Here is a 23,183-nt window from a genome sequence, read left to right as displayed (position 1 = left end):
ACGATGCCGGCAGGCGCGGGCGACTGCTACGGTTCAGGCCACTCCCCGTACCGGAAGGTGGCGCACGTGCGCGAGAATCCGCATCAGATCCTGCCTGCGCCCCGGGCGCGCCTGCTTTCCGCCGTGGCGGCGCTGGCGCTGGCCGTGGCGATCGCCGGCTGCGCTTCGCAGGCCGCGCGCGATGCCGCCACGGAGACCGTGATGTTCGAACACCAGCGCAGCAGCACCCACCGCGACGGCGACGACCTGCTGAGCGCCGGGCTCGGCATCGACGGCCTGCGCCAGATGCTGCCGCCGGCCTTCGCCGATGCCGAAGATCCGACCGCCGCCGAGCTGCGCCGCCGCGCGCTGTGGAGCAACTGGCGCGGCATCGCCGACCTCGGCCCCGGTGGGGGCTACGGCGAGCTCTACGGCAGCGTGGACGCAGTGCCCGGGCGCGAGTTCTCGGCCTATGCCACCGTGCCGGGCGCGAAGCATCCGCACCGCGTGCTGCTGCAGCTGCCCGATGACTTCGATGCCGGCAGGCGCTGCGTGGTGGTGACGGCGTCTTCCGGATCGCGCGGCATCTATGGTTCGATCGCGGTCGCCGGCGCCTGGGGCCTGCCGCGCGGCTGCGCCGTGGCCTATACCGACAAGGGCGCGGGCAGCGACTACTTCGACCTGGATGCAGGCATCGGCTTCGGGCGCGATGGTCGTGCCGTGGCGAAGGATACGGCCAGCGACCTTGCGTTCGTACCCGATGCGTCCGAAGCCGCGACCGGCGTCGCCTTCAAGCACGCGCATTCGCAGGACAACCCCGAGGCCGACTGGGGCCACCACGTGAAGCAGGCCGCGGAATTCGCGCTGCAGGCGCTGGGCGAGGCGCTGCCCGCGCAGGCGCCCTTCACCTTCGACAACACCCGCGTGATCGCGGTCGGCATCTCCAACGGCGGCGGCGCGGTGCTGCGGGCGGCGGAGCTGGAGGGCGACTGGCTCGATGCCGTCGTCGCCGGTGAACCCAATGTCCACGTCGAAGGGCAGGGTGGTCGCACGCTCTACGACTACACCACGGAGGCCGCGCTGCTGATGCCCTGCGCACTGCTCGACATCGACAGCCTGCCGCAGCCGCCCTTGCTCACCCAGGTCACGCCGCTGTACGCGGCGCGCTGCGCTTCGCTCGCGGCCGAAGGCCTGCTGTCGGGTGCCGACACCGCGGCCCAGGCCCGCGAGGCCCACGATGCACTGCGCGACGCCGGCTGGAGCGACGAAGCGCTGCGCGCGGGCGCGCTGTCCGCGGGCTTCGACCTGTGGCGGGCGGTGGCCGCGACCTACGCCAGCGCCTACGGCCGCTACGGCGTCGGCGAAGGTCCCTGCGGCTTCTCCTTCGCCGCGCAGGGCACGGACTTCCTGCCGCGCCCGGCGACCGCCGCCGAGCGCGCGGCCTGGTGGCCGGACGCCAGCGGCATTCCGCCGGGCTCGGGCGTGGGCCTGGTCGATGCGGGCATGGCGCCGCCGGACCTCACGCTGAAGGGCCTGCAGTGCCTGCGTGGCCTGTGGACGGGCGAAGGTGCCGACGCCGACCGCGTGCGCGCCGGCATTGCGGCCACCCGCGCCGCGCCACCGCGTGCCGGATTGCCTGTGGTCGTCGTACACGGCCTCGACGATGGCCTGATCCCGGTCGCGTTCAGCAGTGCGCCCTACGTGGCCCACGCCCGCGCTGCGGGCCGCGACGTGCGCTACTGGCAGGTGCGCAACGTGCAGCACTTCGACGGTTTCCTGGCCTTGCCCGACTACGGCGCACGCTATCTGCCGCTGTTGCCCTACGTGTACGAGGCCCTGGACCGCGTCGATGCGCATCTCGATGGCGCCGCGCTGCCGGCCGATGCGGTGATCGACACCACGCCGCGCGGGGCGGCGGCGCTGGAGGCGTCGCACCTCGCCATGCCGCGCTGAGCGGTGGCCGTGCGGTGACGCCTTTGCCGCTGTAGCGGCTCCCACAACCAACTTTGTGGGAGCTGCTATAGCCGCGACCCGGCGCCCCGGCAGGGCGGGACTGCTCCCACCGTGACGGCGTGTTTGGCATGCTGGGCTCCCATCCGCGACAGGCACGGCGATGACCCGACAGCGCCACTTTTCGATGATCCGCGACTTCCAGCTCGCGGACTGGTTCACCCTCGGCAACGCGGTCTGCGGCACCAGTGCGATCTTCGCGGCCATGCGCTACCTGCAGGAAGGCGGTGGGGGCGGCGGCATCCGCGACCTGATGCTGGGCATGGCGCTGATCCCGCTGGCTTTCGTGTTCGACGCGCTCGACGGACGCGTCGCACGCTGGCGCAAGGTCGCCTCCACCCTGGGCCGCGAACTCGATTCGCTGGCCGACGTGATCTCCTTCGGCGTCGCACCGGCCGTGCTCGGCTACGCCTGCGGCCTGCAGGGCGGCTGGGACTGGGTGGTCCTGAGCTATTTCGTCGCCTGCGGCGTCAGCCGCCTGGCGCGCTACAACGTCACCGCGGAAACCCTTGCCGACGGCGGCGACAAGGTGAAGTACTTCGAGGGCACGCCGATCCCCAGCAGCGTGGCCATCGTGCTGCTGCTGGCGGTGGCGGCCTGGCAGGGCGCGCTTGGCGACGCGATCTGGTTCGGACAGTGGCAGCTCGGCCCCTGGCAGCTGCATCCGCTGGTGCTGGTGTACGCGCTGTCGGGCTCGTTGATGATCAGCAAGACGCTGCGCATCCCCAAGCCCTGATCCGCGGTGGCGCAGACATCGGGCATTGCTATGATCGGTTGAACGGACGGAGGCAGGTGATGTCGGGGAATCCAAGGGACGATTTCGAGTCACTGGCGCGGCGTTACTGGGCCGCCTGGGGCGACGCGCTGCGCAGCGCGGTGCCGGGCACCGGCGCCATCCCCGGCATGGGCGGGCCGCAGCTGCCGCCGCTGGGCGCGGAGGCCTGGCAGGAATCCCTGGACTGGTGGACGCGGCTGGCCCACGGCGGCCGCAGCGAGTCCAACGACGCGCTCACGCACTTCAACAGCCAGGCCCGCCGCTGGTACGGGCGCATGCAGGAAGTCGCCGCGCGTTTCGCCGGCCAGGAAGCCAGTGCGGTCGACGTCGCGCGCGCCTGGAAGGAGGCGCTGGGGGCCAGCGGCGAGAACCCCTTCCCCGAGATGCTGCGCAGCATGCGCGGACACGGGCTGCAGGGCCTGGGGCAGTGGGTCGATGACGCCTCGCCCTGGCTCGACGAGGTCCGCGACGAGGGCATGTCCTGGCTGCGCATGCCGGCTTTCGGCTCCGGTCGCGAGCAGCAGGAGCGCCAGCAGGCGCTGGCGGCCCACGTGGCCGAGTACCAGCAGGCCTCCAATGCCCACGCTGCGCTGATGCTCAAGGCGCAGCAGGAAGCGTTCGTGATCTTCGAGAACAGGCTGGTCGACCACGAGGAACCGGGGCGCCAGCTCCAGTCCGCCCGCGCCCTGTTCGACCTCTGGATCGACGCGGCCGAGGAGGCCTACGCCGAGATCGCGCTGTCGCCGGAGTTCCGTGAGGTCTACGGCAACCTGGTCAATGCGCAGATGCGCGTGCGCGCCGGGGTGCAGCGCATGGTGGAGGACGCCTGCACGCAGCTGGGCATGCCCACGCGCACTGAACTCGACGGCGCACACCGCAAGTTGGCGCAGCTGGAACGCGAGGTGCGGCGGCTGCGTGATGCGATTGCAGGCGGATCGGGTGGCGGTGCGCGCGCCGCGGGTGCGCCGCAGCGCCGGCCGGCCCCGGCGCCCGCGCCCGCAGCGGAGCCGGCGTCCACTGCTGAAGCCGTTGTGCCTCCCAGGCGCGCGCGAAAGGCCCCGAAGAAGACGGCCGCACGCAGTACCGCCAAGGCGGTCGCCAAGCCCGCGGCCAAGCGTGCTCCCGCGCGTGCCGCCAAGACCGTCACGAAGCGCGCTGCAAAGCGCCCCGGCAAGACGGCGGCCAGACGGGTCGCGAAGACGACCGGTGGGCGATCGTCCAGGGGCAGGAGCTTCGGCGGCGCGATCGCCGGTGCAATGCCGCGGACGCCCGAGCCCATGGCGTCGAAGTCGACGAAGAAGTCCGTGAAGAAGGGGAAGCGCTGACATGTACGGTCCGCTCAACATCACCCCCGCGGGGCTGGCCGAAGAGGCCATGCGGCTGCAGCAGAAACTCGCTGCGGGCCTGCAGGTGCTGCGCGAGGTCGACGACGTCGACTTCGGCGCCACCCGACGCGAGGAGGTCTGGCGCGACGGCAAAGTGGTGCTTTACCGCTTCATCGGCGAGCGCAAGCCCACGGCCCGCGTGCCGCTGCTGATCGCCTATGCCCTGGTCAACCGGCCCTACATGGTCGACCTGCAGGACAACAAGTCGCTGGTGCGCCAGCTGCTGGCGCGCGGCGAGGACGTCTACATCATCGACTGGGGCTATCCCGACCGCTCCGACCGCTTCCTCGACCTCGAGGACTACATCGAACGCTTCATCGGCGGCGCCGTCGACCACCTGCGCGCGGTACACGGACTGGATGCCATCAACCTGCTCGGCATCTGCCAGGGCGGCGCGTTCTCGCTCAGCTACGCCGCGCTCAACCCCGGCAAGCTCCGCAACCTCATCACCATGGTGACGCCGGTGGACTTCCACACGCCGGACAACATGCTGTCGAACTGGACGCGCGGGATGGACGTCGACCTGTTCGTCGACACCCTCGGCAACGTGCCGGCCGACCTGATGAACATGTGCTACCTCACGCTCAAGCCCTGGCGGCTGTTCGTGCAGAAGTACGTGGGCATGGCCGACATCCTCGACGACAAGGCGGCGATGGAGGACTTCCTGCGCATGGAGAAGTGGATCTTCGACTCGCCAGACCAGGCGGGCGAGGCCTTCCGCCAGTTCATCAAGATGTATTACCAGGGCAACGGCTTCGTCGAGGGCGGCATCGAGATCGGCGGCCGCGAGGTGCACCTGGGGAACGTGGAGATACCGGTGCTCAACATCTACGCCGAGCAGGACCATCTCGTACCGCCGTCGGCCTCGAAGCCGCTGGGCGGGCTGATCGGCGGCAGCGACTATTCGGAGCTGTCGTTCCGCGGTGGCCATATCGGCATCTATGTCTCGGGACGGGCACAGAAGGAAGTGCCCGACGCGATCCACAACTGGTTGGCGCAGCGATGAACACCGCGAAGCCCAGCCTCAGCCGACCGCTCGACGACCGCGTGCTCGTGGGCGTGGTTGGCGGCATCGCGCGCCGCTTCGGCTGGAATTCCACCCTGCTGCGCGTGCTGTACGTCGTGTTCTCGGTGCTGTCGGCGGCCTTCCCCGGCATTCTCGCCTACCTGCTGCTGTGGCTGCTGATGCCCGAGGACGGGTGAGCGCGCGCGGCCTGCGCGCGTTGCGGCGGGTGCTCGGCGCGCTCGGCATCGCCTGGACGCTGCCCAACACCTTGGCCGGCCTGTTGGCGGGACTGGCCGCGCTGCCCTTCGGCGCGCGCGTTCGACTGCGCAGGCGCGACCTCGCCCTGGTATTCGACGCGGTGCCCTGGGGGCCGGGCGGGGCGCTCACCCTGGGCAACGTGATCCTGCATACCGGCGACAGCATCGACAGCGACTGCCTGACCTATGCCCACCGCGCCGGGCTGTGCGAACAACCTGCAGTGCGGCTCGCCGACCACGAGCGCGCGCATGTACTGCAGTACATGTCACTCGGCCCGCTGTTCCTTCCCATGTACTTCCTGTGCGGCGGAATCGGCGTGCGCAACCGGTTCGAACGCGCCGCCGACCGCTACGCGCTCACCGGCCGCGGCTGGTGGCCCTGGCCGGCGCCGCCGACGGACGGTCGCGTGGATTGACGAGCGTTTAACGCCGCCTGCGCTATGGTCGACCCGTCGAAGAAAAAGCGGAACGGCCTCACGGCCCAACGCAATCGCTTCGACGACGGAAGGCTCAGCCGACCGGGGAAACCCGGACGACTGGGCCTTTCACTTGTGGGGCTTGCCGCGGTTCTCCCTGGGGTTTACCCGAGGCGCCGTCCGGGGACGGACGCGTTAATGTGATCTCTGAAACGGAGGCCACGCCCATGAGTCCAGTCCGCCTGCGCGACGACGTCACGCCCTGGTCCTTCTTCCTGCCGATGATGCTCGCGGTGGCCGTCGGCATCCTGGTGGCGGATGTCGTCGGTCACGTAGTGGGTGCCGTCTTCGGCTCCGGGAGCGAGCCTGTGGCGGCAACGGCGGTGGTGGAGCGTGCCGGGACGGACTACGACGAATTCGAAGACGAAGCGCCGTTGGAGGACGCGGCGGTGGTCGAGGTCGGACAGTCCAGCGGCGGTGATCTCGTGATGCTTCCGGGGCCGGTGGCTGCGATGCGCGATGGCGCCGAGCGCGCATGCATCAATCACACGATCGCGCTGCGTCGTCCCAATGGATGGGAGCAGGGACTCGAGGACAACGTGCCGCTGCGCTGCCGCGCCAGTTCGCCCTGATCCGGGCGGAGCGGGTGTGCGTCACCGATGCTGCGGCGTCAGCTGACGGGCATCAGCTGACGGGCAGGGGAACCATGGCGATGCTGTCGCCGCTGCGCACGCCCGCGGGGCCGTAACGCCGTTCGGCGAACAGCACGTGATCGCGTGCCACCAGCACGATGGTGCTGCAGCGGGTGCCGTATTCCGGCCCGTCCACGAATGGAGGCGAAAGCGCGCGCTCGAGAGCGAGCCCCACGCCCGTGTCCGGAAGCGTGTCGTCGGGCGCCAGGGTGGTGTCCGCGAGCGCTGCGAACAGCGGCTCCAGCACCTCCGGAGAGCCCGGCAGATCGGCCGATGCGGCCGGCGTGCCCAACCAGGTCTCGAGCGCGCGCGTTGCCGCCATGCTTTTCGGCCAGGGCGCATCGAAGGCGCCGTTCGACATCGCGTGGATGCCGGGGGTCACTACAGCCCCGAACGCCTCTGGATGGTTGCTGGCGTGGACAAGGGAGTCGCCATCCCAGAACAACGCATTGAACGGGCCGTAGCCCGGAGAGGCGGCCTGCGTCATGGCGAAATCCTCCGCCGCGACGTGGTCCCGGACGAAGTCGCGAACCAGCCAGCCCCTTGAACACGGTTGTGGTGCCATGCTGCCGCGGCCGTCGCGAACGTTGGTGACGGCTGCAAGCCGGCCGTGCGCCGATACCTGCAGCCAGCTGCCGCCCTGCACCAGGTCGCGTCCGCCATAAACGGCGGGGGCGTCGGGATCAAGGCTTGCCGCGGCAGCGGGGCGGGCATGGAGTTCGTCCCGGTTGGCCGCGATGGCCAGCTGGTAGCGGGGATGGAGGCGCCAGGCGAGGGCGATCAGGCACATGCCGCTCATGGTAGCGGTCCCGGGCGGGATCCACCCGGGAAGGCGCGTTGCGCGCCTGATGCTACGACTTTGAGATCCCGGCCCAGCACCGTGGCCGATGGCCACGGCCGGACTTCCTGTAGGCGGCGCGCCGTCCGTTGGTGCGCTGTGCTGCCGGAATCCGCATGATCCGGCACGGCGCAGGTCCGCGGTATCGGCCCAGCCCCGGCAAAGGGGTCAGAAAAATCCTACAGTGGTGCCGGAAGTGGGACTCGAACCCACACAGGTGTTTAGCCCGGCGGATTTTGAGTCCGCTGCGTCTACCGATTCCGCCATTCCGGCGCGGGCGGCAAGTATAGCGGTCAGGCCGTCGTGTCGGTACGCAGCGCGCTGTCCGTACGCAGATGCCATTCGCCGCTCATCGGCTCGAAGCGCGAGCACGCCTCCAACGGCGCCTCGTAGACGTGCAGGGACACGGCGATCGCATCGGCGTCGGCGTTGCGGATGGTGTGGTACTCGTGCGGCGGGATCAGGCTGCCGGCGCTGCCGGGACCGGCCTGCAGGCCGCCTGCGGAGCGGAAGCGGAAGCGGTCGCCGTCGTGCTCCAGAAGCTCGTACTGGGTGATTTCCAGCTCGCCCGACCAGACGCCTTCCACGCACCAGCAGCCGGCGTGGTCGTGGATCGGCGTGCCCTGGCCCGGTCCCCAGGTCATGGCGACCACGCTGTAGCCGTGCTCCGGGCTTCGATACAGCTCGCGGCGGGCGTAGTGGTCGGCGATCGGCGTGTGCACGCAGTCGGGAAGGCGGACCGCGGGGTCGCGGATCAGTCCGCACATGACGTTGCGCAGGGCCGCGGTGATGGCGTGGCAGTCGCCGGCGGCCAGCGCCGCGTCGATGCCGGCGATCAGGCGCGCGCGGCCGGGGAAGTCGATGTCGGACAGGACGCCATCGGCGTCCTCGCGGGTCTGGGTCATGGGCCCGAGTGTACGACGCCCCGCGCCGCCCTCGCGCCGCGGTGCAGCATCCTGCCCGGTGCGATGCCCGGCCTCAAAGCGCCGCCAGGAAGCCACCGACCGCGGGCGTGAAGCGGGCGAAGTCCACCAGGAAGGCGTCATGTCCCTGTGGCGATTCCAGCGGCAGCAGCGTGGATTCGGCACCGCCGGCGCGCAGCCCGTCGGCGATTTCCTGCTGCTGCTGCAGCGGGAACAGGAGGTCGGTGTGTACGCCGATCGCCAGTGCGCGCTCCACGCGGATCCGGGCCAGGCCGTCGGCCGTGGTGCCGCCGCAGGATTCGCCGATGTCGAACCAGTCCATGCAGCGGCTGAGGTAGAGATAGCAATTGGGGTCGAAGTTGCGCACGAAGCGCCTGGCGTGGGCCTCGAGGTAGCTCTCGACCTCGAACTCGAGGCCGAAGGGGTCCTCGTCGTCGCGGCGGTCGGAGTCCAGGCGCACGCGGCCGAAGCGGCCGTCCCACTCCAGCGCGGATCGATACGTGATCACGCCGAGTTTGCGCGCCATGCGCATGCCGCTTTCGGGATAGTTCGCGTCATCGTAGTCGCCGTTGTTCCAGTGCGGGTCCAGGCGGATGGCCTCGCGCTGCAGCGAGCGGATCGCGATCGAGAACGGCAATGCGCGCGCGGCGCCCGACACGTTGATGTGGCTGCGCGAGATGCCGGGATGGCGCGCGAGCAGGGCGAGCGCGGCCATGCCGCCCATGGAGTTGCCGATCACGCAGGCCAGGCGCTCGATGCCGAGTGCGCGCACGGCGTGCGCCGCGGAATCGGCGATGTCCTCGATGGCGACGTCGGGGAAGGCGATGCGCCAGGGCTGGCCGGTGGCCGGATCGATCGAAGCCGGCCCGCTGGATCCCTTGCAGCTGCCCAGCGAGTTCACGCAGACCACGTGCCAGCGGTCGGTATCGATCGCCTTCCCGGGGCCCAGCATCGCCTCCCACCAGCCGGGGGCGGGATCAGCCTCGTTCGCCGCGGCATGCGCGTCCGGCGACAGGCCGGTGAGGATGAGGATGGAGTTGTCGCCGGCGGCGTTGCGGCGACCCCAGGTCTCGTAGGCGATGCGGCCCTCGCGCAGACCGCCGCCGCGTTTCATGGCAAAGGGCGAGGGCAGTTCGAGGAAGCGCGTGCCGGGCGGGATGAATTCGGTCATGGCCGCAAGTTTAACGGCCGCGGCATGGGGTGTCGGCCGCGACGCGCCCATCAAGGACGGCTCACTCCGCGCCGATCACCAGCTCCACGATCGCCTCGGTCGGCAGGGACACGCGGACCGGCGCGGATTCCACGTCGTCTGCGCTGCGCTCGACGGTGCCGCTGGCGGAGACGCGCGCCGAGACCAGGGCCTCTTCCAGCTGCGAAAGGACCTGAGTGGGCATCGGGCTGTCGGCGTCATCGAGCACGATCTCCAGCGGCAGCGCGGAAACGTCGTGGCGCTCGGCGGCCACCGGCATCGGCGGACCGTCGGGGGCGCGCGCCATCACGAAGACCGTGCCCCTGCCGCCGAGGCGCTCGGCGACGCCGGGGGCGAGGCTGATGCGCACGCGGAGGCCGCTGCCGGCAGGTGCGGCGACAGCGGCGTTGGCGCTGCCGCCGGACTGCGCGATGGCAGGCGGCGCGGTCGTGGTGCCGCCTTCAGTGCCGACTACCCCGGCTGCCGCCTGTGTGGCCGGAGGCAGGCCCGCGGCTTCGCGCGCCTCGGCAATCTGGTTGGTGAGGCTGGCGGCGGTGGACGGGTCGACGTCGGGCAGCAGCGCCTCCCAGGTCGCGACCGCTTCCGCGTCCATGTTGCGCTGGCGCTGGGCCACTCCGATGAACCAGCGCGCGCGCTGGTTGGCCGGCTGCAGGGTCGCGGCGCGCTCGAGCAGGGCCAGCGCCTGGTCGTCGAACAGATTCTGCGGATGCGCCTGGGCGCTGGCCTGCGCGACTTCCACCATCAGCGCAGGTTCGTCGGGAACCAGCTCCAGCGCTCTCGCGTACGCGTCGCGCGCGCCGGCGGCGTCGCCCTGCACCGACAGCGAGCGCGCAAGCAGCGCCCAGCCCTCCGGCTGCTGCGGATTGCGCTCGAGTTCGGCGCGCAGCTGCACGACCGCCTCGGCAAACTCCGCCGGATCGACATGCGGGGCATCTCCGACCGCCGCCGCAGGGGTTGCGCGCAGGGCCGGATCAAGCGCTGCCGGCGTGCCCAGCATCTGGTAAAGGCCGAGCGCGAGTACCGGCACCAGCGCCAGCACGGTGAGCCAGCTGCGCGGGGAAGCGCGGCGCAGCGGTGCGGCCACCAGCGCCGCGGCGAGCAGCGATCCGAACAGCACGGCAAGCAGGAATACGACGGTCATCACCACTCCTGTCCGTCGTCGACGGGATCGAGCGCCTTGCGGTTGGCCGCTGCGCGTTTGCGCACCACCACCACCAGCACGACCGCGCCGGCCAGCAGCACGACCGCCGGCCCCAGCCACAGCAGCAGCGTGGCGCCGCCGAACTGCGGACGATAGAGCACGAACTCGCCGTAGCGCTCGACCAGGAAGGTCTTGATCTCGGCGTCGCTGCGGCCTTCGCGCATGAGGTTGAAGACTTCGCGGCGCAGGTCGTGGGCGATCGGCGCGTCGGAGTCCGCCAGCGACTGGTTCTGGCACATCACGCAGCGCAGTTCGAGGGTCAGCTCGTGGAAGCGCTGCTCTTCGGCACGGTCGCGGAACTCCAGCGGCTGCGCGGGGCGCGCAACCTGCGCCGTTGCGGGCGAGGGGGCCAGCGCCAGCGTGGCCATCAGCAGCGCCAGCAGGCAGGCCCCGAGCGCGGCGGGCATCGGGCCGGTGGTGGTATGCAGGTTCATGCGCCGCCCTCCATGGCGTCCACCATCGGTGCGACCACGTCGTCGATCAGTTCGTCGGTCAGCGGACCCACGTGCTTCCAGCGCACGATGCCTTCGGCGTCGACCAGGAAGGTCTCGGGTGCGCCGTAGATGCCCCATTCGATCGCGGCGTCGCTGTCGTAGTCGGTGATCACCACCCAGTAGGGATTGCCGAACTGCTCGAGCCAGCGCAGCGCGTCCTCGGGCTCGTCCTTCCAGTTGTAGCCGACCACGCGGATGCGCCTGGTTTCGGCGTAGCGCGCCAGCACCGGGTGCTCGACCTGGCAGGCCGGGCACCAGCTGCCCCAGACGTTCATCAGGTAGGGCTGGCCGCGCAGGTCGTCGCTGCCGACGCGGTAGTCGCTGTCGTGCAGCACCGGCAGCGAGAACTCCGGCGCCGGCTTGCCGATCAGCGGCGAGGGCAGGGATTCGCGGTCGGGACGGTCGGACCGGCTCACGCCCCAGCCCAGCAGCACCAACAGGGTGAGGAAGCCGCCGAACAAGAGCGCGGTCAGCAGCCTGCGACCGCCGTCGGCAGGAGGCGTTTCGGGAGGCAGGGACGTGCTCATGGCGCCGCCTCCTGCTTCAGTGGCAGCCGGAAGCGGCGGTCGGTGGCGGTGACCAGGCCGCCCAGCGCCATCAGCAGCGCGCCGGCCCAGATCCAGCGTATGAAGGGCTTGATGTGCAGGCGCACCGCCCAGGCCTCGCCGCCGAGCGGTTCACCCAGGGCCACGAAGATGTCGGCGCGCACTCCGGCGTGGATGCCGGCGTCGGTCATCACCTGGCCGCCGCTGGCGTAGGCGCGCTTCTCGGGATGCAGCAGCACCAGCGGCCGGTCGTCGCGGAACACCTGCACATGCCCGCGGTCGGCCATGTAGTTCGGTCCCGGCACGCGCTCGACGCCGTCGAAACGGAAGGCGTAGCGGCCGATCGTCTGCGTCTCGCCGGGCACCATCGGCACCTCGCGCAGCACGTTCTGCGCCTCGACCAGCATCGCGCCGATCACGAACACGGCGACGCCGAGGTGCCCCAGCACCATGCCGAACATCTCCGGGGTGAAGCTGCGGCCCTTGGCGCGCAGCCGCGTCCACGCGAAGCGCAGCGTGCCCAGCGCCACCCATGCGGCCGCCGCCACGCCGAAGCCGGTCTTCAACGCGCCCTGCGGCGCCTTGAACCATGCGATCACGCCCACCAGCACGGCAAGGCCGAGCCAGGGCGCCAGCATCGCCAGCGGCCTGGAGGCCTGCTCCTGCTGCCAGCGGGTCAGCGGGCCGAACGGCACCAGCAGCACCAGCGGCGCCATCAGCACCAGGAACAGCGTGCCGAAGTAGGGCGGCCCCACCGAGACCTTGCCGAGGCCCAGGGCATCGGCGATCAGCGGGTACAGCGTGCCCAGCAGCACCATTGCGCAGGCCGAGGCCAGGAGCAGGTTGTTGACCAGCAGCAGGGTCTCGCGGGAGGCGACCGCGAAAGGCTTGCCTTGCGCCAGTCGCGGCGCGCGCGTCACATAGACCAGCAGCGCGCCGCCGATCACGGCCCCCAGGAAGATGAGGATGAAGAGGCCGCGCGACGGATCGGCGGCGAAGGAGTGCACGCTGGTCAGCACGCCCGAGCGCACCAGGAACGCGCCCAGCAGCGACAGCGAGAACGCCGCGATCGCCAGCAGCATCGTCCAGCTGCTGAAGCTGCCGCGCTTCTCGGTGACCGCCTGCGAATGGATCAGCGCGGCGCCCACCAGCCAGGGCATGAAGCTCGCGTTCTCGACCGGATCCCAGAACCACCAGCCGCCCCAGCCGAGCTCGTAGTAGGCCCACCAGCTGCCCATGGCGATGCCGACGGTGAGGAAGGCCCAGGCGACGTTGGTCCACGGCCGCGACCAGCGCAGCCAGCGCGCGTCGACGGCGCCCTCCAGCAGCGCCGCGATCGCGAACGCGAAGGGCACCACGAAACCGATGTAGCCGATGTACAGCAGCGGCGGATGGATGATCATCCCCGGGTCCTGCAGCAGCGGGTTGAGGTCGTGGCCTTCCAGCACCGCCGGCAGCAGCCGGTCGAACGGGTTCGAGGTGAAGAACATGAACGACAGGAAGCCCACCGCGACCAGGCCGATCACGCCGAGGGCGCGCGCGCGGAAGCTCCAGGGGATGCGGCCCGACAGCGCCGCCACCGCCGCGTTCCACACCGCCAGCATCAGTGCCCACAGCAGCAGCGAGCCTTCGTGCGCGCCCCAGACCGCGGTGTAGCGATAGACGAGCGGCAGCAGCGAGTTGGAGTTGTCGGCGACGTACTTGACCGAGAAGTCCTGCAGCACGAAGGCCAGGGTCAGCAGCACGTAGGCGGCGAGTACCAGCACCAGCTGCGCGAGCGCGGCCGGGCGCGTGACGGCCGCCAGGTCCTCGCGCCCGCGGGCGGCGCCAGCCAGGCCGGCGATGCCCTGGAGTACGGCGAATACCAGGGCCAGCGCAAGCGCCGCCTGGCCGATCTCCGGCAGCACCTAGAGACCGCCTTCGGACTGCGGCGCGGGCATGTCGACGTCGTGTTTTTCGTGCGCCAGTCCCATCTTGTCGGCGACTTCCTTGGGCACGTAGGTCTCGTCGTGCTTGGCCAGCACGTCATCGGCGACGAAGGTGCCATCGGCGCGCATGCGGCCGGTGGCGATCACCGACTGGTTCTCGCGGAACAGGTCGGGGAGGATGCCGGAGAACACGACCGGCATCAGCGCGTCGCCGTCGCTGACCAGGAAGCGCGCTTCCATCGAACCCGGCGTGCGCTCGAAGGAGTCGCCGGCGACCATGCCGCCGAGCCGGAAGCGGGTGGCGCCCGAGGCGACGTCTTCGCCGGCGCGGCCGTCGAGGATTTCGGCAGGGGTGAACAGGTAGGCGACGTTGCGCTCCAGCGCAGCGGCCACCAGCACCGCGACCAGGGCGGAGGCGGCAACGATGGCGAGCACGAACCAGAGGCGTCGGCGGCGGGTGGGGTTCATCGGCCAAGCTCCGTGGAACGGTCGGGTCGGGTGGGGCGGGCGGCACGGCGCGCCGCCAGTTTGCGCGCGGCGCGCAGCTGGCGCGCGATGGCGAAGCGGGGTGCGAGGTAGTCCCACACCAGCATCACGGCGAACACCGCATAGGCGGCGATGACATATTCGCGATAGCTCATTCGTTCGTCCCCGCGATGCGGCGGACCCAGTCCTTGCCGGCTTCGCGCTGCAGGTTGTCGGCGCGCGCGCGCGCCAGCAGCGAGCCGGCGAACCAGAGCTTGGTGCCGATCAGCATCCACACCAGCGGCGGGATCATGCTTGGGTCCATCGAGGAGTCGCCGAACACGCGGATGGTCTGGCCCTGGTGCAGCGAGTTCCACCACACCACGGAGTAGCGGATGATCGGCAGCATGACCACGCCGACCAGGGCCAGCAGGCCCGCGGCGCGCGCGGCGGTGCGGCGGTCGTCGATGGCGTGGTACAGGCCGATCACGCCCAGGTAGAGGAACAGCAGCACCAACTGGCTGCTCAGGCGCGGGTCCCAGTCCCACCAGGTGCCCCACATCGGCTTGCCCCAGATCGAGCCGGTGGCGAGGGTGACGAAGGTGAAGGCGGCGCCGATCGGCGCGCAGGCCATGGCGAGGATCTCGCAGAGCTTGATCCGCCAGATGAGCGCGATCGCGGAGTACAGCGCCATCAGGCCGAAGACGAGCAGGCTCATCCAGGCCGCCGGCACGTGGATGTAGAGGATGCGGAAGCTGTCACCCTGCTGGTAGTCCGCGGGCACCTGGAACAGCGCGCCGTACATGCCCCAGGCCATCACCAGCGCGCCCAGCGCGTAGCCCCAGGGCGACCACCTGGCGGCGAACCGGTCGAAGTAGGGGGGTGAACCAAGCTGGTGGAACCAGCGGATCACCGGATTCATGTCGGACATCTGGTTTTCGCTGGCTGGAGGTGGGCAGGCCGAGGGTGGGCAGGCTCAAGGCCTCGACGGACGCCTTTGGCGCCCGTTGGTGCATTCTTTCAGGTTTGGTCCCCCGGGCCAAGCGCAGGGGATGGCACACAGTGGCCATCCCGCGGCGTTGCCGGTGTCGGTTTACGGCGTCAGGGTGATCGTGCCCTACGCGCTCAGCGGGGGAGTACGCGGCGCAGGAAGACAGGCCTTGGTTCTACGCCAATGCGATCCGGATCGCTGCCGCGGCGGCGAGCGGTGCCAGTACCAGCGCCGCCACCAGTCCCGCGGCCAGCAGCAGCAGGCCGCCGACCGGGTCGAAGCCCTGCGCAGCGGCGGTGACGCTGCCGGCGCCGAATACCAGCACGGGCACGTACAGCGGTAGCGCGAGCAGCGCCACCAGGATCCCGGAGCGGCGCATGCCCACGGTGAGTGCGGCGACCACCGCGCCCAGCAGCGCCAGCAGCGGAGTTCCCAGCATCAAGGCCGCGAACAGCACCGGCCAGTGGTCGCGCGGCAGGGCCATCAGCTCGGCCAGCAGCGGCATCGCCAGCACCAGCGGCAGCGCCGTGGTCGCCCAGTGCGTGGCCACGCGCACCAGCACCAGCCAGGCCAGCGGCACCGGCGCCAGCAGCCACTGCTCCAGCGAGCCGTCCTCGGCGTCGCCGCGGAACAGCGTGTCCAGGGCCAACAGGCCCGACAGCAGCACCGCCACCCACAGTGCGCCCGGTGCCACCCGGGCCAGCATCTCCGGATCGTTGCCCAGGGCCAGCGCGAACAGCACCAGCACCAGGAGTGCGAACAGCGCCGGCTGCAGTGCGTCGCCGCGCCTGCGCCATAGCAGCTGCAGGTCGCGGACGGCGAGTGCGCGGGCGGCGGACCACATCATGACGGCTGCTCCAGCACCAGCAGCCGGGTGCGGACCGGCGGCGCGGCGTAGGCGCCGTGGGTGGTGACCATCGCGCCGCCGCCCTCCCTGAGGTGCGCCTGCACCATGCGGTTCACCAGCTCGATGCCCTCGAGATCGAGGTTGGCATAGGGTTCGTCGAGCAGCCACAGCGGCGCCGGCGACAGCCACAGTCGTGCGAGCGACAGGCGCTTGCGCTGCCCGGCCGACATCTGACGGGCCAGGGCATCCTCGTAGCCCGCCAGGCCGACGGTGTCCATGGCGTCCTCGAGCGACATTCCCGGGCGACTGCCGTGCAGGCCACAGAGGAAGCGCAGGTTCTCCAGTGCGCTCAGGTCGGCCTTCTGCGCCGGCAGGTGACCGAGATAGCCGACCACGCGTGCGCGCAACGCTGCTGCCGCAGCCTGGCCCTGCAGCCGGATGTCGCCGTCGTCGGCGCGCAGCAGCCCGGCCAGGACCTTGAGCAGGGTGGTCTTGCCGGCGCCGTTGTCGCCCTGGACCAGCAGCGCTTCGCCGGCCGCGACTTCGAAATCGATCGGCCCGAACACGGGCATCCCGTTGCGCGTGAAGCGCAGGGCCTGTGCGGAAAGCAGCGCTGGAGCGGCGTTGGCGGATTCGGGCATCGTGCGGCACGGGCCGCGACGGCGACCGGGTGGCGGCTATTCTAGCCAGTCGACCGGAGCGTCGCGGTGGAACCGCGAGGGACGCGTGGACTGCATGCGCAGGCGCACGGCGCTGCCGCGCTGCCACCACAGTGCACCGAGCTGCCCGAACTCGCGGCGCAGGTGGTCGAGTTCCGCGGCGGTGATGTCGAAGATCACCCAGCCCGGCTCCCGCCAGCTGCGATTTGCCGCCGAAGAAAACGCTGGAATGTGCTTGAGATCGCGCGTGGCGAGTTCCGTTTCCAGCGCCACGTCCGCGCGCCGGTTGGCGGACTCCTCGCGCGGCTTCGAATACGGATTCCAGGCCGACAGCAGCCCGAAGCTGCGCACGCGAGGATGCAGCAGTTCGAGCCCGGGGACTGGCAGGCCGATGTGGATGTCATGCCAGTCGCCGTCGCGCGCCCAGCGATAGTCCGCTTCGAGATAGGCGGTGGCGAGGCGCTGGACTTCGGCCTCGGGGACGGCGGGCGGCTGCGTCGGCATGTCCGGGATTTAACGCCAGGCGGGCGGCTGCGTAAACTCGCCGTTCACCGGCAGGCGGCCGGGTGGAGGATCCTGCATGCCCGGCACCAAGCTTCCGAAGGTCGGTACGACCATTTTCACCGTGATGTCGCAGCTGGCGGCCGAGCACGGTGCGGTCAACCTGGGGCAGGGCTTCCCCGACTTCGACGTGCCGGCGCGCCTGGTGGAGTCCCTGGGCCGCGCGATGCGTGCCGGCCACAACCAGTACGCGCCGATGACCGGTGTGGCCACGTTGCGCGAGGCGATCGCCGACAAGACCCTGTCGCTGTACGGCCATCGCCCGGATCCGGAGGCCGAGGTCACCGTGACCAGCGGCGCCACCGAGGCGATCTTCAACGCCGTGCATGCGCTGGTCCGCGCCGGCGACGAGGTCGTGGTGCTGGACCCGGCCTACGACTGCTACGAACCGGCGATCGACCTGGCCGGCGCGCGCGCGGTGCACGTGCCGCTGGATCCGGCGACCTTCGCGCCGGACTGGGCGCGGGTGCGCGCGGCCATCGGTCCGAAGACGCGGATGCTGATCGTCAATACGCCGCACAACCCCTCGGGTGCGACGCTCACTGCCGACGACATGGCCGAGCTCGCCGCCATCGTCCAGGACACCGGCGTCTGGCTGGTCTCCGACGAGGTCTACGAGCACATCGTCTTCGACGGCGCCCGCCACGAGTCGGCATTGCGCTATCCGGCGCTGCGCGAGCGGGCGTTCGTGGTGTCGAGCTTCGGCAAGACCTACCACTGCACCGGCTGGAAGGTCGGCTACTGCATCGCGCCGCCGGGGCTGTCGCTCGAGTTCCGCAAGGTGCACCAGTACAACGTGTTCTGCACCTTCGCGCCGGCGCAGCACGCGTTCGCCGAGATGCTGCGCAAGGAGCCGGGGCACCACCTCGGCCTGGGCGACTTCTACCAGGCCAAGCGCGACGCGTTCCGCGAGCAGCTCGAGGCCACGCGCCTGCGGCCGCTGCCGGTGCCGGGCGGCTACTTCCAGCTGGTCGACTATTCGGCGGTCAGCGACCTGTCCGACGTGGAATTCTGCCGCTGGCTGACCATCGAGCACGGCGTGGCCTCGATCCCGCTTTCACCCTTCTACGAGACGCCGCCCGCCGGGCAGCGTCTGGCGCGGCTGTGCTTCGCCAAGGCGCAGCCGACCCTGGACGCGGCCATCGAACGCCTGGCAAGGCTGTAACCGGCGCAGGCCGGGGACACGGACAGGGGCAGGGAAGGATCCCTCGTCGCGCGGGCGGACTAAGATCGGGTCATGGACAATCTGCGCATCTCTCTGGTCCAGGGCGAAACGCTCTGGCACGACCCCAGTGGCAACCGCGAGTACTACGGTGAACTGATCGCGCCGCTGCGCGGCATCACCGACCTGGTGTTGCTGCCGGAAACATTCACCAGCGGCTTCAGCAACGAGGCCATCGACCAGGCCGAGGGCATGGACGGGCCCACCGTGCGCTGGATGCGCGACCAGGCCGCCGCGCTGGGCGTGGTGGTGAGCGGCAGCGTGCAGCTGCGCGACGACGGCCGCGTCTACAACCGCATGCTCTGGGCCACGCCCGACGGCGGGCTGCAGTACTACGACAAGCGCCACCTGTTCACCTACGCGCGCGAGCACGAGCGCTATGCCGCCGGTCGCGACCGCCTGGTGGTGGAACTCAAGGGCTGGCGCATCAATCCGCTGGTCTGCTACGACCTGCGCTTCCCGGTGTTCGCGCGCAATACCCTCGACGCGACGGGCAGGCCCGATTTCGACCTGCAGTTGTACGTGGCGAACTGGCCGGCCGCGCGCGCGTATGCCTGGAAGACGCTGCTGCGCGCGCGGGCGATCGAGAACCTGTGCTACGTCGCCGGACTCAACCGCGTCGGGCGTGACGGCAACGGCCTGGCGTACTCCGGCGACAGCGCGGTGATCGACTTCCTCGGTGCGCCGCTCAGCGAGTGCGCCGACGAGGAGGTGGTGGTGACCACGACCCTGCTCGCCGGCACGCTGGCGGCCCATCGCGAGCATTTCCCCGCGCTGCGCGACGGGGATGCGTTCACGCTCGCGGACTGACCGGGCTCAGGCGCCGCGGCGGCCGCCGCCGCCGCTGCGCGGCCCGCGTGGACCCGCGCCCTGCGGGCGTCCGCCCGGCCGGGTATTGCCGCCCGGACGCGCGCCGGCGCCGGGACGCCCGCCGCCGGGCTTGCCACCGCCGGGCTTTCCACCGCCCGGCTTTCCGCCGGGACGACCGGTGCGCGGACCGCGGGGCCGGTCATGTGCGCCACCGGGGGTGGCGTGGTCGGAGGGGAAGACCGGCGCGTTGCCCGGATGTCCGTAGGGATGCGCCGCGCGTGCCGGCCGGCCTGCGCCGCCAGGCCGACCCGCGCCACCCGGCTTGCGAGGACCGCCACCGGGGCCGCCGGGTTTGCGCGCACCCGCCGGACCCGCGTTGCGATGCCCCGACGGGCCGGTGTCGACGCCATCGGGCACGTACCAGCTGCGGAACGTGGCGGGATTGCCTTCGGGCAGGGCGCGCTTGTCCTTGCGCGCCTTGAGCGGATTGTGCGACTGGCGCGCAGCGGCCTCGCCGGTGACCGTCAGGCCGCCGGAGGGCTTGCGCTGACCGCGACGGCCGCGGTCCTCGCGGACGTTGTCGAAGCGGCGCAGTTCGCGGCCTTCGTCGGCGGTGCTGTGGCCGCCGACATAGCCATTGCTGCGGTGCTGGCCGCCGACGTGCACCGTGGACTTGGCGGCGCGGCGCTGGCCGATCACCGGCAGCAGGGTGAGGGCGGCGGGGGCGCCGTCCTCGAGGCCGAGCTTCGCGCGAAGCGACTGCACCTTGTCGTCGGACAGCTCCTGCGACTGCCCGCGCAGCAGCGGCTGGGGCAGCTCCACCGGTCCGTAGCGCACGCGCTTGAGGCGGCTGACCTGGCAGCCCTGCGACTCCCACAGGCGGCGCACCTCGCGGTTGCGGCCCTCCTTGAGCAGCACCTGGAACCATTCGTTGGAGTCTGTGCCGCCGATGCGCTTGATCTCGTCGAACTTCGCCGGGCCGTCGTCGAGCACGACGCCGCGGCGCAGGCGGTCGACGATGCCCTCGGCCACCGTTTCCTCGCCCTCGGGCGCGCGCACGCGGCAGACGTACTCGCGCTCGATCTCGAACGAGGGGTGCATCATCGCGTTGGCGAGCTCGCCGTCGGTGGTCAGCAGCAGCAGGCCGGTGGTGTTGATGTCCAGGCGCCCGATCGCGATCCAGCGCGCGCCCTTGAGCGCGGGCAGGGCATCGAAGATCGTCGGCCGGCCCTCGGGATCCTCGCGCGTGGTCACTTCACCCTCGGGCTTGTTGTAGAGCAGCACGCGCGCCGGCTCGGTGAGCGCGCTGGCGACGAAGGTCTTGCCGTCCAGTTCGACGCGGTCACCGCCGCCGACGCTCACGCCGACCTGTGCGATCTCGCCGTTGACCTTGACCAGGCCTTCGGCGATGCGCTGCTCGAGCGCGCGGCGCGAACCCAGGCCGGCCTGGGCCAGCACCTTGTGCAGGCGTTCTTCCAGGCGGGGCGCATCGGGTGCGTCGGTGGCGGTGTCGGTGCTGCGCTTCAGCGACAGCTTGCGGCCGCCTGTCTTGTCTTGGGTCATTCTTCTTCCACTCCGGTGCTGTCGCCTTCGACGGCGAGGGCATCTTCTTGTCGTGCCGCGTCTTGCGGCGGGCTTGGTTCGGTATCCGCGGAATCCACGGTGTTGTTTTCAGTGTCGTTGCCGGCGGCGATGTCGCCGAGCGGCATCGCATCGGCGGTGCTGTCCCCGTCGCTGGCGGCTTCGGGTTCGAACCGCAGTTGCGGCTCCAGTTCGCCGAAATCCTTGAGCTCGGACAGCGGCGGCAGTTCGTCCAGGCGCTTGAGGCCGAAATAGTCGAGGAAGCCCTTGGTGGTGCCGAGCAGCTCGGGCTTGCCGGGCATGTCGCGGTGGCCGACGACGCGAATCCACTCGCGTTCTTCCAGCGCCTTGATGATGTTGCTGTTGGTGGCGACGCCGCGGACCTGTTCGATCTCGCCGCGGGTGATCGGCTGGCGGTAGGCGATCAGGGCCAGGGTCTCGAGCGTTGCACGCGTGTACTTGACCTGGCGCTCGGTCCACAGCCGCGCCACCCAGGGGTGGACGTCGGCTTTCACCTGGTAGCGCCAGCCCGACGCGACCTCGACCAGCTCCACGCCGCGTTCGGCGCAGTCGGCCTGCAGGGCGTCCAGCGCCTGCGGGATGCTGCCGTCGGGCGCGGGCTCATCGAGCGGGAACAGGCCGTTGAGCTGCACCACGGTCAGCGGTTGGCTGGCGGCCAGCAGCGCGGCTTCGACGATGCGTTTGATCAGTTGCGGATCCATGGGTGTCCTGTGGCAGGAAGCGGTGCGTCAGCGCGCCGCGTCGTCATCGTTGGCGGCGGGCTCGATGTCGTCGTCGAACTCGCTGGCGAACTCCAGCGGCGGGCCGTCCTCGCGCGCCACGGCCAGCGACTTGACGTAGATCGGCGCCAGCGGCTCCTCCTGCACCACGTCGAGCAGCTGCTCCTTGGCCAGCTCGAGGATCGACAGGAAGGTGACCACCACGCCAAGCCGGCCCTCGCGGGGCTCGAACAGCTGCTCGAAGCGGTGGAAGGCACCGTCCTCGAGCCGGGTGAGCAGCTCGCCCATGCGCTGGCGCACGCTCAGGGCGTCGCGCTTGATGGCGTGCCCGGTGAACAGGTCGGCGCGCTTGAGCACGTCGTGCAGGGCCAGCAGCATCTCGCGCAGATCCACCGGCGGCGGCTCGCGGTGGACGTTGCGCTCGGGCATGAAGGCCTGCGCCGGCGCGGTGTCGCGGTCCATGCGCGGCAGGGCGTCGACGTCCTCGGCGGCCTGCTTGAAGCGCTCGTACTCCTGCAGGCGGCGGACGAGGTCGGCGCGCGGGTCGTCTTCCAGGCCTTCCTCGAGCGGCGGCCGCGGCAGCAGCATCCGCGACTTGATCTCGGCCAGGATCGCGGCCATCACCAGGTATTCGGCCGCCAACTCGAAGCGCAGCTCCTGCATGACGTCGATGTAGGTCACGTACTGGCGCGTGATCTCCGCCACCGGGATGTCGAGGATGTCGAGGTTCTGGCGGCGGATCAGGTACAGCAGCAGGTCCAGCGGGCCTTCGAAGGCCTCGAGGATGACCTCGAGCGCATCCGGCGGGATGTAGAGGTCCTGCGGCATCTGCAGCAGCGGCTGGCCGTGCACCGTTGCCAGCGCGAACTCCTGCTGCAGCGGATGGCTCCCGGACGCCGGGGCGTCGGACTCGGGTACGGCGGCGGTGTCTGGACCGGCTTGGGTCATCGGTTTGGCGGCCCCCTCCGGGCCACTGGAACATTGGACGGCAAGGGCCGGGCTCGGGTTGGAGCCGCGGTCCACGTCTTTGCGGCTGGACGCCGCGGGGCATTGCAGGACCTGACCATGCCCGGCCGCGCGCGACGGCAGGCGGCCGAGGCGGCGCGATGGTGGTGAGGTGTGGTCGGGCCGACGGGGACAGGACGGGCGGGCACGTCGCCGCCACTGCGTTCCGGCCTCGGAACCGGGCTTCAGGGTACGGGCAGGGGATGCGGCTTGTCCAGCCCGGCCGCATCGCGGCTTCATTGCGGGTTGCGGCTAGTAGGATACCCGCCATTGCAGGCGAGACAGTGGAGCAGGGCCGATGTGGTATGCGATCGAAGGGCGTGACGGCGCGGACGTCCTCGGCAAGCGGAGCGCGGCGCGCGATGCGCATCTTGCGCGCCTGCGGGCCCTGCGGGACGACGGCCGCCTGCTGGTGGCCGGCCCGTGCCCGGCGGTCGACGCCGAGGACCCGGGCCCGGCGGGCTTCAGCGGCAGCATCGTGATCGCCCGCTTCGAGTCGCTCGAAGACGCCCGCGCCTGGGCCGATGCCGATCCCTATGTCGCTGCGGGCGTGTACGCCAGCGTCGAAGTGCGGCCGTTCCGGAAGGTGTTGCCGTGACCGCCAGCACCATCGACTGACCCACCCGGGGGGCTGCTGCATCGC

The 23,183-nt window shown here is 70.7% G+C and carries 25 protein-coding genes, 1 tRNA gene and 1 pseudogene; 10 read left to right on the top strand and 17 right to left on the bottom strand.

Features of this window, described 5'->3' with window-relative positions; all coding sequences use genetic code 11:
- The first annotated feature begins 66 nt into the window (after positions 1–66).
- The 7 genes from E2169_RS01690 (at position 67) to E2169_RS01660 (ending at position 6,460) form a co-directional block, all read left to right on the top strand.
- Complete coding sequence (locus E2169_RS01690; protein ID WP_229659118.1) at positions 67–1,932, top strand: D-(-)-3-hydroxybutyrate oligomer hydrolase; 1,866 nt, start codon at positions 67–69, stop codon at positions 1,930–1,932.
- A gap of 160 nt (positions 1,933–2,092) precedes the next feature.
- A complete protein-coding gene (locus E2169_RS01685) occupies positions 2,093–2,725 on the top strand; it encodes a CDP-alcohol phosphatidyltransferase family protein (protein ID WP_165942292.1) in 633 nt (210 codons plus the stop codon).
- Between the two features lie 59 nt (positions 2,726–2,784).
- Positions 2,785–4,089 carry a class III poly(R)-hydroxyalkanoic acid synthase subunit PhaE gene (gene phaE / locus E2169_RS01680; RefSeq protein WP_132984881.1) on the top strand — a complete coding sequence of 435 codons (1,305 nt, stop codon included), beginning with the start codon at positions 2,785–2,787 and terminating at the stop codon, positions 4,087–4,089.
- Between the two features lies 1 nt (position 4,090).
- Positions 4,091–5,155, top strand: coding sequence for a class III poly(R)-hydroxyalkanoic acid synthase subunit PhaC (gene phaC, locus E2169_RS01675; RefSeq protein ID WP_132984880.1), 1,065 nt, complete (start codon positions 4,091–4,093; stop codon positions 5,153–5,155).
- On the top strand, positions 5,152–5,352 hold the full coding sequence (locus E2169_RS01670) for a PspC domain-containing protein (protein ID WP_132984879.1): 201 nt from the start codon (positions 5,152–5,154) through the stop codon (positions 5,350–5,352). Before phaC ends, E2169_RS01670 begins: the two co-directional genes overlap by 4 nt.
- Positions 5,349–5,828, top strand: a complete 480-nt coding sequence (locus tag E2169_RS01665) for a hypothetical protein (protein WP_132984878.1) — start codon at positions 5,349–5,351, stop codon at positions 5,826–5,828. The genes E2169_RS01670 and E2169_RS01665 overlap by 4 nt, the downstream gene beginning before the upstream one ends.
- A 227-nt stretch (positions 5,829–6,055) precedes the next feature.
- Entirely contained in the window at positions 6,056–6,460 is a 405-nt protein-coding gene (locus E2169_RS01660) for a hypothetical protein (protein WP_132984877.1), read from the top strand.
- Positions 6,461–6,512: 52 nt separating this feature from the next.
- Here E2169_RS01660 and E2169_RS01655 read toward each other — a convergent pair whose 3' ends face one another.
- The 14 genes from E2169_RS01655 to E2169_RS01590 form a co-directional block, all read right to left on the bottom strand.
- Positions 6,513–7,319 (bottom strand): NRDE family protein, encoded by an 807-nt coding sequence (locus E2169_RS01655; protein WP_229659119.1) that lies wholly within the window; start codon positions 7,317–7,319, stop codon positions 6,513–6,515.
- A 224-nt stretch (positions 7,320–7,543) separates the two neighbouring features.
- Positions 7,544–7,631: transfer RNA gene (locus tag E2169_RS01650), tRNA-Leu, on the bottom strand.
- A gap of 20 nt (positions 7,632–7,651) precedes the next feature.
- Complete coding sequence (locus E2169_RS01645; RefSeq protein ID WP_188726138.1) at positions 7,652–8,263, bottom strand: cysteine dioxygenase family protein; 612 nt, start codon at positions 8,261–8,263, stop codon at positions 7,652–7,654.
- 73 nt (positions 8,264–8,336) lie between these two features.
- Positions 8,337–9,452, bottom strand: coding sequence for a homoserine O-acetyltransferase MetX (gene metX, locus E2169_RS01640; protein WP_132984876.1), 1,116 nt, complete (start codon positions 9,450–9,452; stop codon positions 8,337–8,339).
- A 61-nt stretch (positions 9,453–9,513) separates the two neighbouring features.
- Entirely contained in the window at positions 9,514–10,632 is a 1,119-nt protein-coding gene (locus tag E2169_RS01635; RefSeq protein WP_132984875.1) for a tetratricopeptide repeat protein, read from the bottom strand.
- Positions 10,632–11,126, bottom strand: a complete 495-nt coding sequence (locus E2169_RS01630) for a cytochrome c-type biogenesis protein (RefSeq protein WP_370465102.1) — start codon at positions 11,124–11,126, stop codon at positions 10,632–10,634. The genes E2169_RS01635 and E2169_RS01630 overlap by 1 nt, the downstream gene beginning before the upstream one ends.
- Positions 11,123–11,713 carry a DsbE family thiol:disulfide interchange protein gene (locus E2169_RS01625; protein WP_132984874.1) on the bottom strand — a complete coding sequence of 197 codons (591 nt, stop codon included), beginning with the start codon at positions 11,711–11,713 and terminating at the stop codon, positions 11,123–11,125. The genes E2169_RS01630 and E2169_RS01625 overlap by 4 nt, the downstream gene beginning before the upstream one ends.
- Positions 11,710–13,638 carry a heme lyase CcmF/NrfE family subunit gene (locus E2169_RS01620; protein WP_132984873.1) on the bottom strand — a complete coding sequence of 643 codons (1,929 nt, stop codon included), beginning with the start codon at positions 13,636–13,638 and terminating at the stop codon, positions 11,710–11,712. The genes E2169_RS01625 and E2169_RS01620 overlap by 4 nt, the downstream gene beginning before the upstream one ends.
- Complete coding sequence (gene ccmE, locus E2169_RS01615; protein WP_132984872.1) at positions 13,639–14,127, bottom strand: cytochrome c maturation protein CcmE; 489 nt, start codon at positions 14,125–14,127, stop codon at positions 13,639–13,641.
- Positions 14,124–14,300: a heme exporter protein CcmD gene (gene ccmD, locus E2169_RS01610; RefSeq protein ID WP_132984871.1), complete on the bottom strand. Its 177-nt coding sequence runs from the start codon at positions 14,298–14,300 to the stop codon at positions 14,124–14,126. The genes ccmE and ccmD overlap by 4 nt, the downstream gene beginning before the upstream one ends.
- Entirely contained in the window at positions 14,297–15,046 is a 750-nt protein-coding gene (locus tag E2169_RS01605) for a heme ABC transporter permease (protein ID WP_132985434.1), read from the bottom strand. Before E2169_RS01605 ends, ccmD begins: the two co-directional genes overlap by 4 nt.
- A gap of 244 nt (positions 15,047–15,290) precedes the next feature.
- Positions 15,291–15,962 carry a heme exporter protein CcmB gene (gene ccmB / locus E2169_RS01600; protein ID WP_132984870.1) on the bottom strand — a complete coding sequence of 224 codons (672 nt, stop codon included), beginning with the start codon at positions 15,960–15,962 and terminating at the stop codon, positions 15,291–15,293.
- Positions 15,959–16,603 carry a heme ABC exporter ATP-binding protein CcmA gene (ccmA, locus tag E2169_RS01595; RefSeq protein ID WP_132984869.1) on the bottom strand — a complete coding sequence of 215 codons (645 nt, stop codon included), beginning with the start codon at positions 16,601–16,603 and terminating at the stop codon, positions 15,959–15,961. Before ccmA ends, ccmB begins: the two co-directional genes overlap by 4 nt.
- Positions 16,604–16,639: 36 nt before the next feature.
- Positions 16,640–17,125 (bottom strand): DUF3293 domain-containing protein, encoded by a 486-nt coding sequence (locus E2169_RS01590; protein ID WP_132984868.1) that lies wholly within the window; start codon positions 17,123–17,125, stop codon positions 16,640–16,642.
- A gap of 76 nt (positions 17,126–17,201) precedes the next feature.
- Here E2169_RS01590 and E2169_RS01585 point away from each other — a divergent pair, with 76 nt between their 5' ends.
- Together E2169_RS01585 and E2169_RS01580 are read left to right on the top strand one after the other, a co-directional pair.
- On the top strand, positions 17,202–18,347 hold the full coding sequence (locus E2169_RS01585; RefSeq protein WP_132984867.1) for a pyridoxal phosphate-dependent aminotransferase: 1,146 nt from the start codon (positions 17,202–17,204) through the stop codon (positions 18,345–18,347).
- Positions 18,348–18,419: 72 nt separating this feature from the next.
- Entirely contained in the window at positions 18,420–19,214 is a 795-nt protein-coding gene (locus E2169_RS01580; RefSeq protein ID WP_132984866.1) for an amidohydrolase, read from the top strand.
- A gap of 6 nt (positions 19,215–19,220) precedes the next feature.
- On the opposite strand, the gene E2169_RS01575 is transcribed toward E2169_RS01580, so the two are convergent.
- The 3 genes and pseudogenes from E2169_RS01575 to E2169_RS01565 all read right to left on the bottom strand — a co-directional run bounded on the left by E2169_RS01575 (position 19,221) and on the right by E2169_RS01565 (position 22,483).
- Positions 19,221–20,777 carry a pseudouridine synthase gene (locus E2169_RS01575; protein ID WP_132984865.1) on the bottom strand — a complete coding sequence of 519 codons (1,557 nt, stop codon included), beginning with the start codon at positions 20,775–20,777 and terminating at the stop codon, positions 19,221–19,223.
- A 190-nt stretch (positions 20,778–20,967) separates the two neighbouring features.
- Positions 20,968–21,517 (bottom strand): annotated as a pseudogene (scpB, locus tag E2169_RS01570) (SMC-Scp complex subunit ScpB); the annotation flags it as partial.
- A gap of 27 nt (positions 21,518–21,544) precedes the next feature.
- Positions 21,545–22,483 carry a segregation and condensation protein A gene (locus E2169_RS01565; RefSeq protein WP_132984863.1) on the bottom strand — a complete coding sequence of 313 codons (939 nt, stop codon included), beginning with the start codon at positions 22,481–22,483 and terminating at the stop codon, positions 21,545–21,547.
- A 355-nt stretch (positions 22,484–22,838) separates the two neighbouring features.
- Here E2169_RS01565 and E2169_RS01560 point away from each other — a divergent pair, with 355 nt between their 5' ends.
- Entirely contained in the window at positions 22,839–23,138 is a 300-nt protein-coding gene (locus E2169_RS01560; protein WP_132984862.1) for a YciI family protein, read from the top strand.
- Positions 23,139–23,183 lie beyond the last annotated feature (45 nt).

Origin of the sequence: Luteimonas terricola (assembly GCF_004352845.1) — a bacterium.
Lineage (GTDB): Bacteria > Pseudomonadota > Gammaproteobacteria > Xanthomonadales > Xanthomonadaceae > Luteimonas > Luteimonas terricola.
The sequence above is the reverse complement of the archived record's forward strand: the minus strand, read 5'-3'. Positions and strand labels throughout refer to the sequence as shown.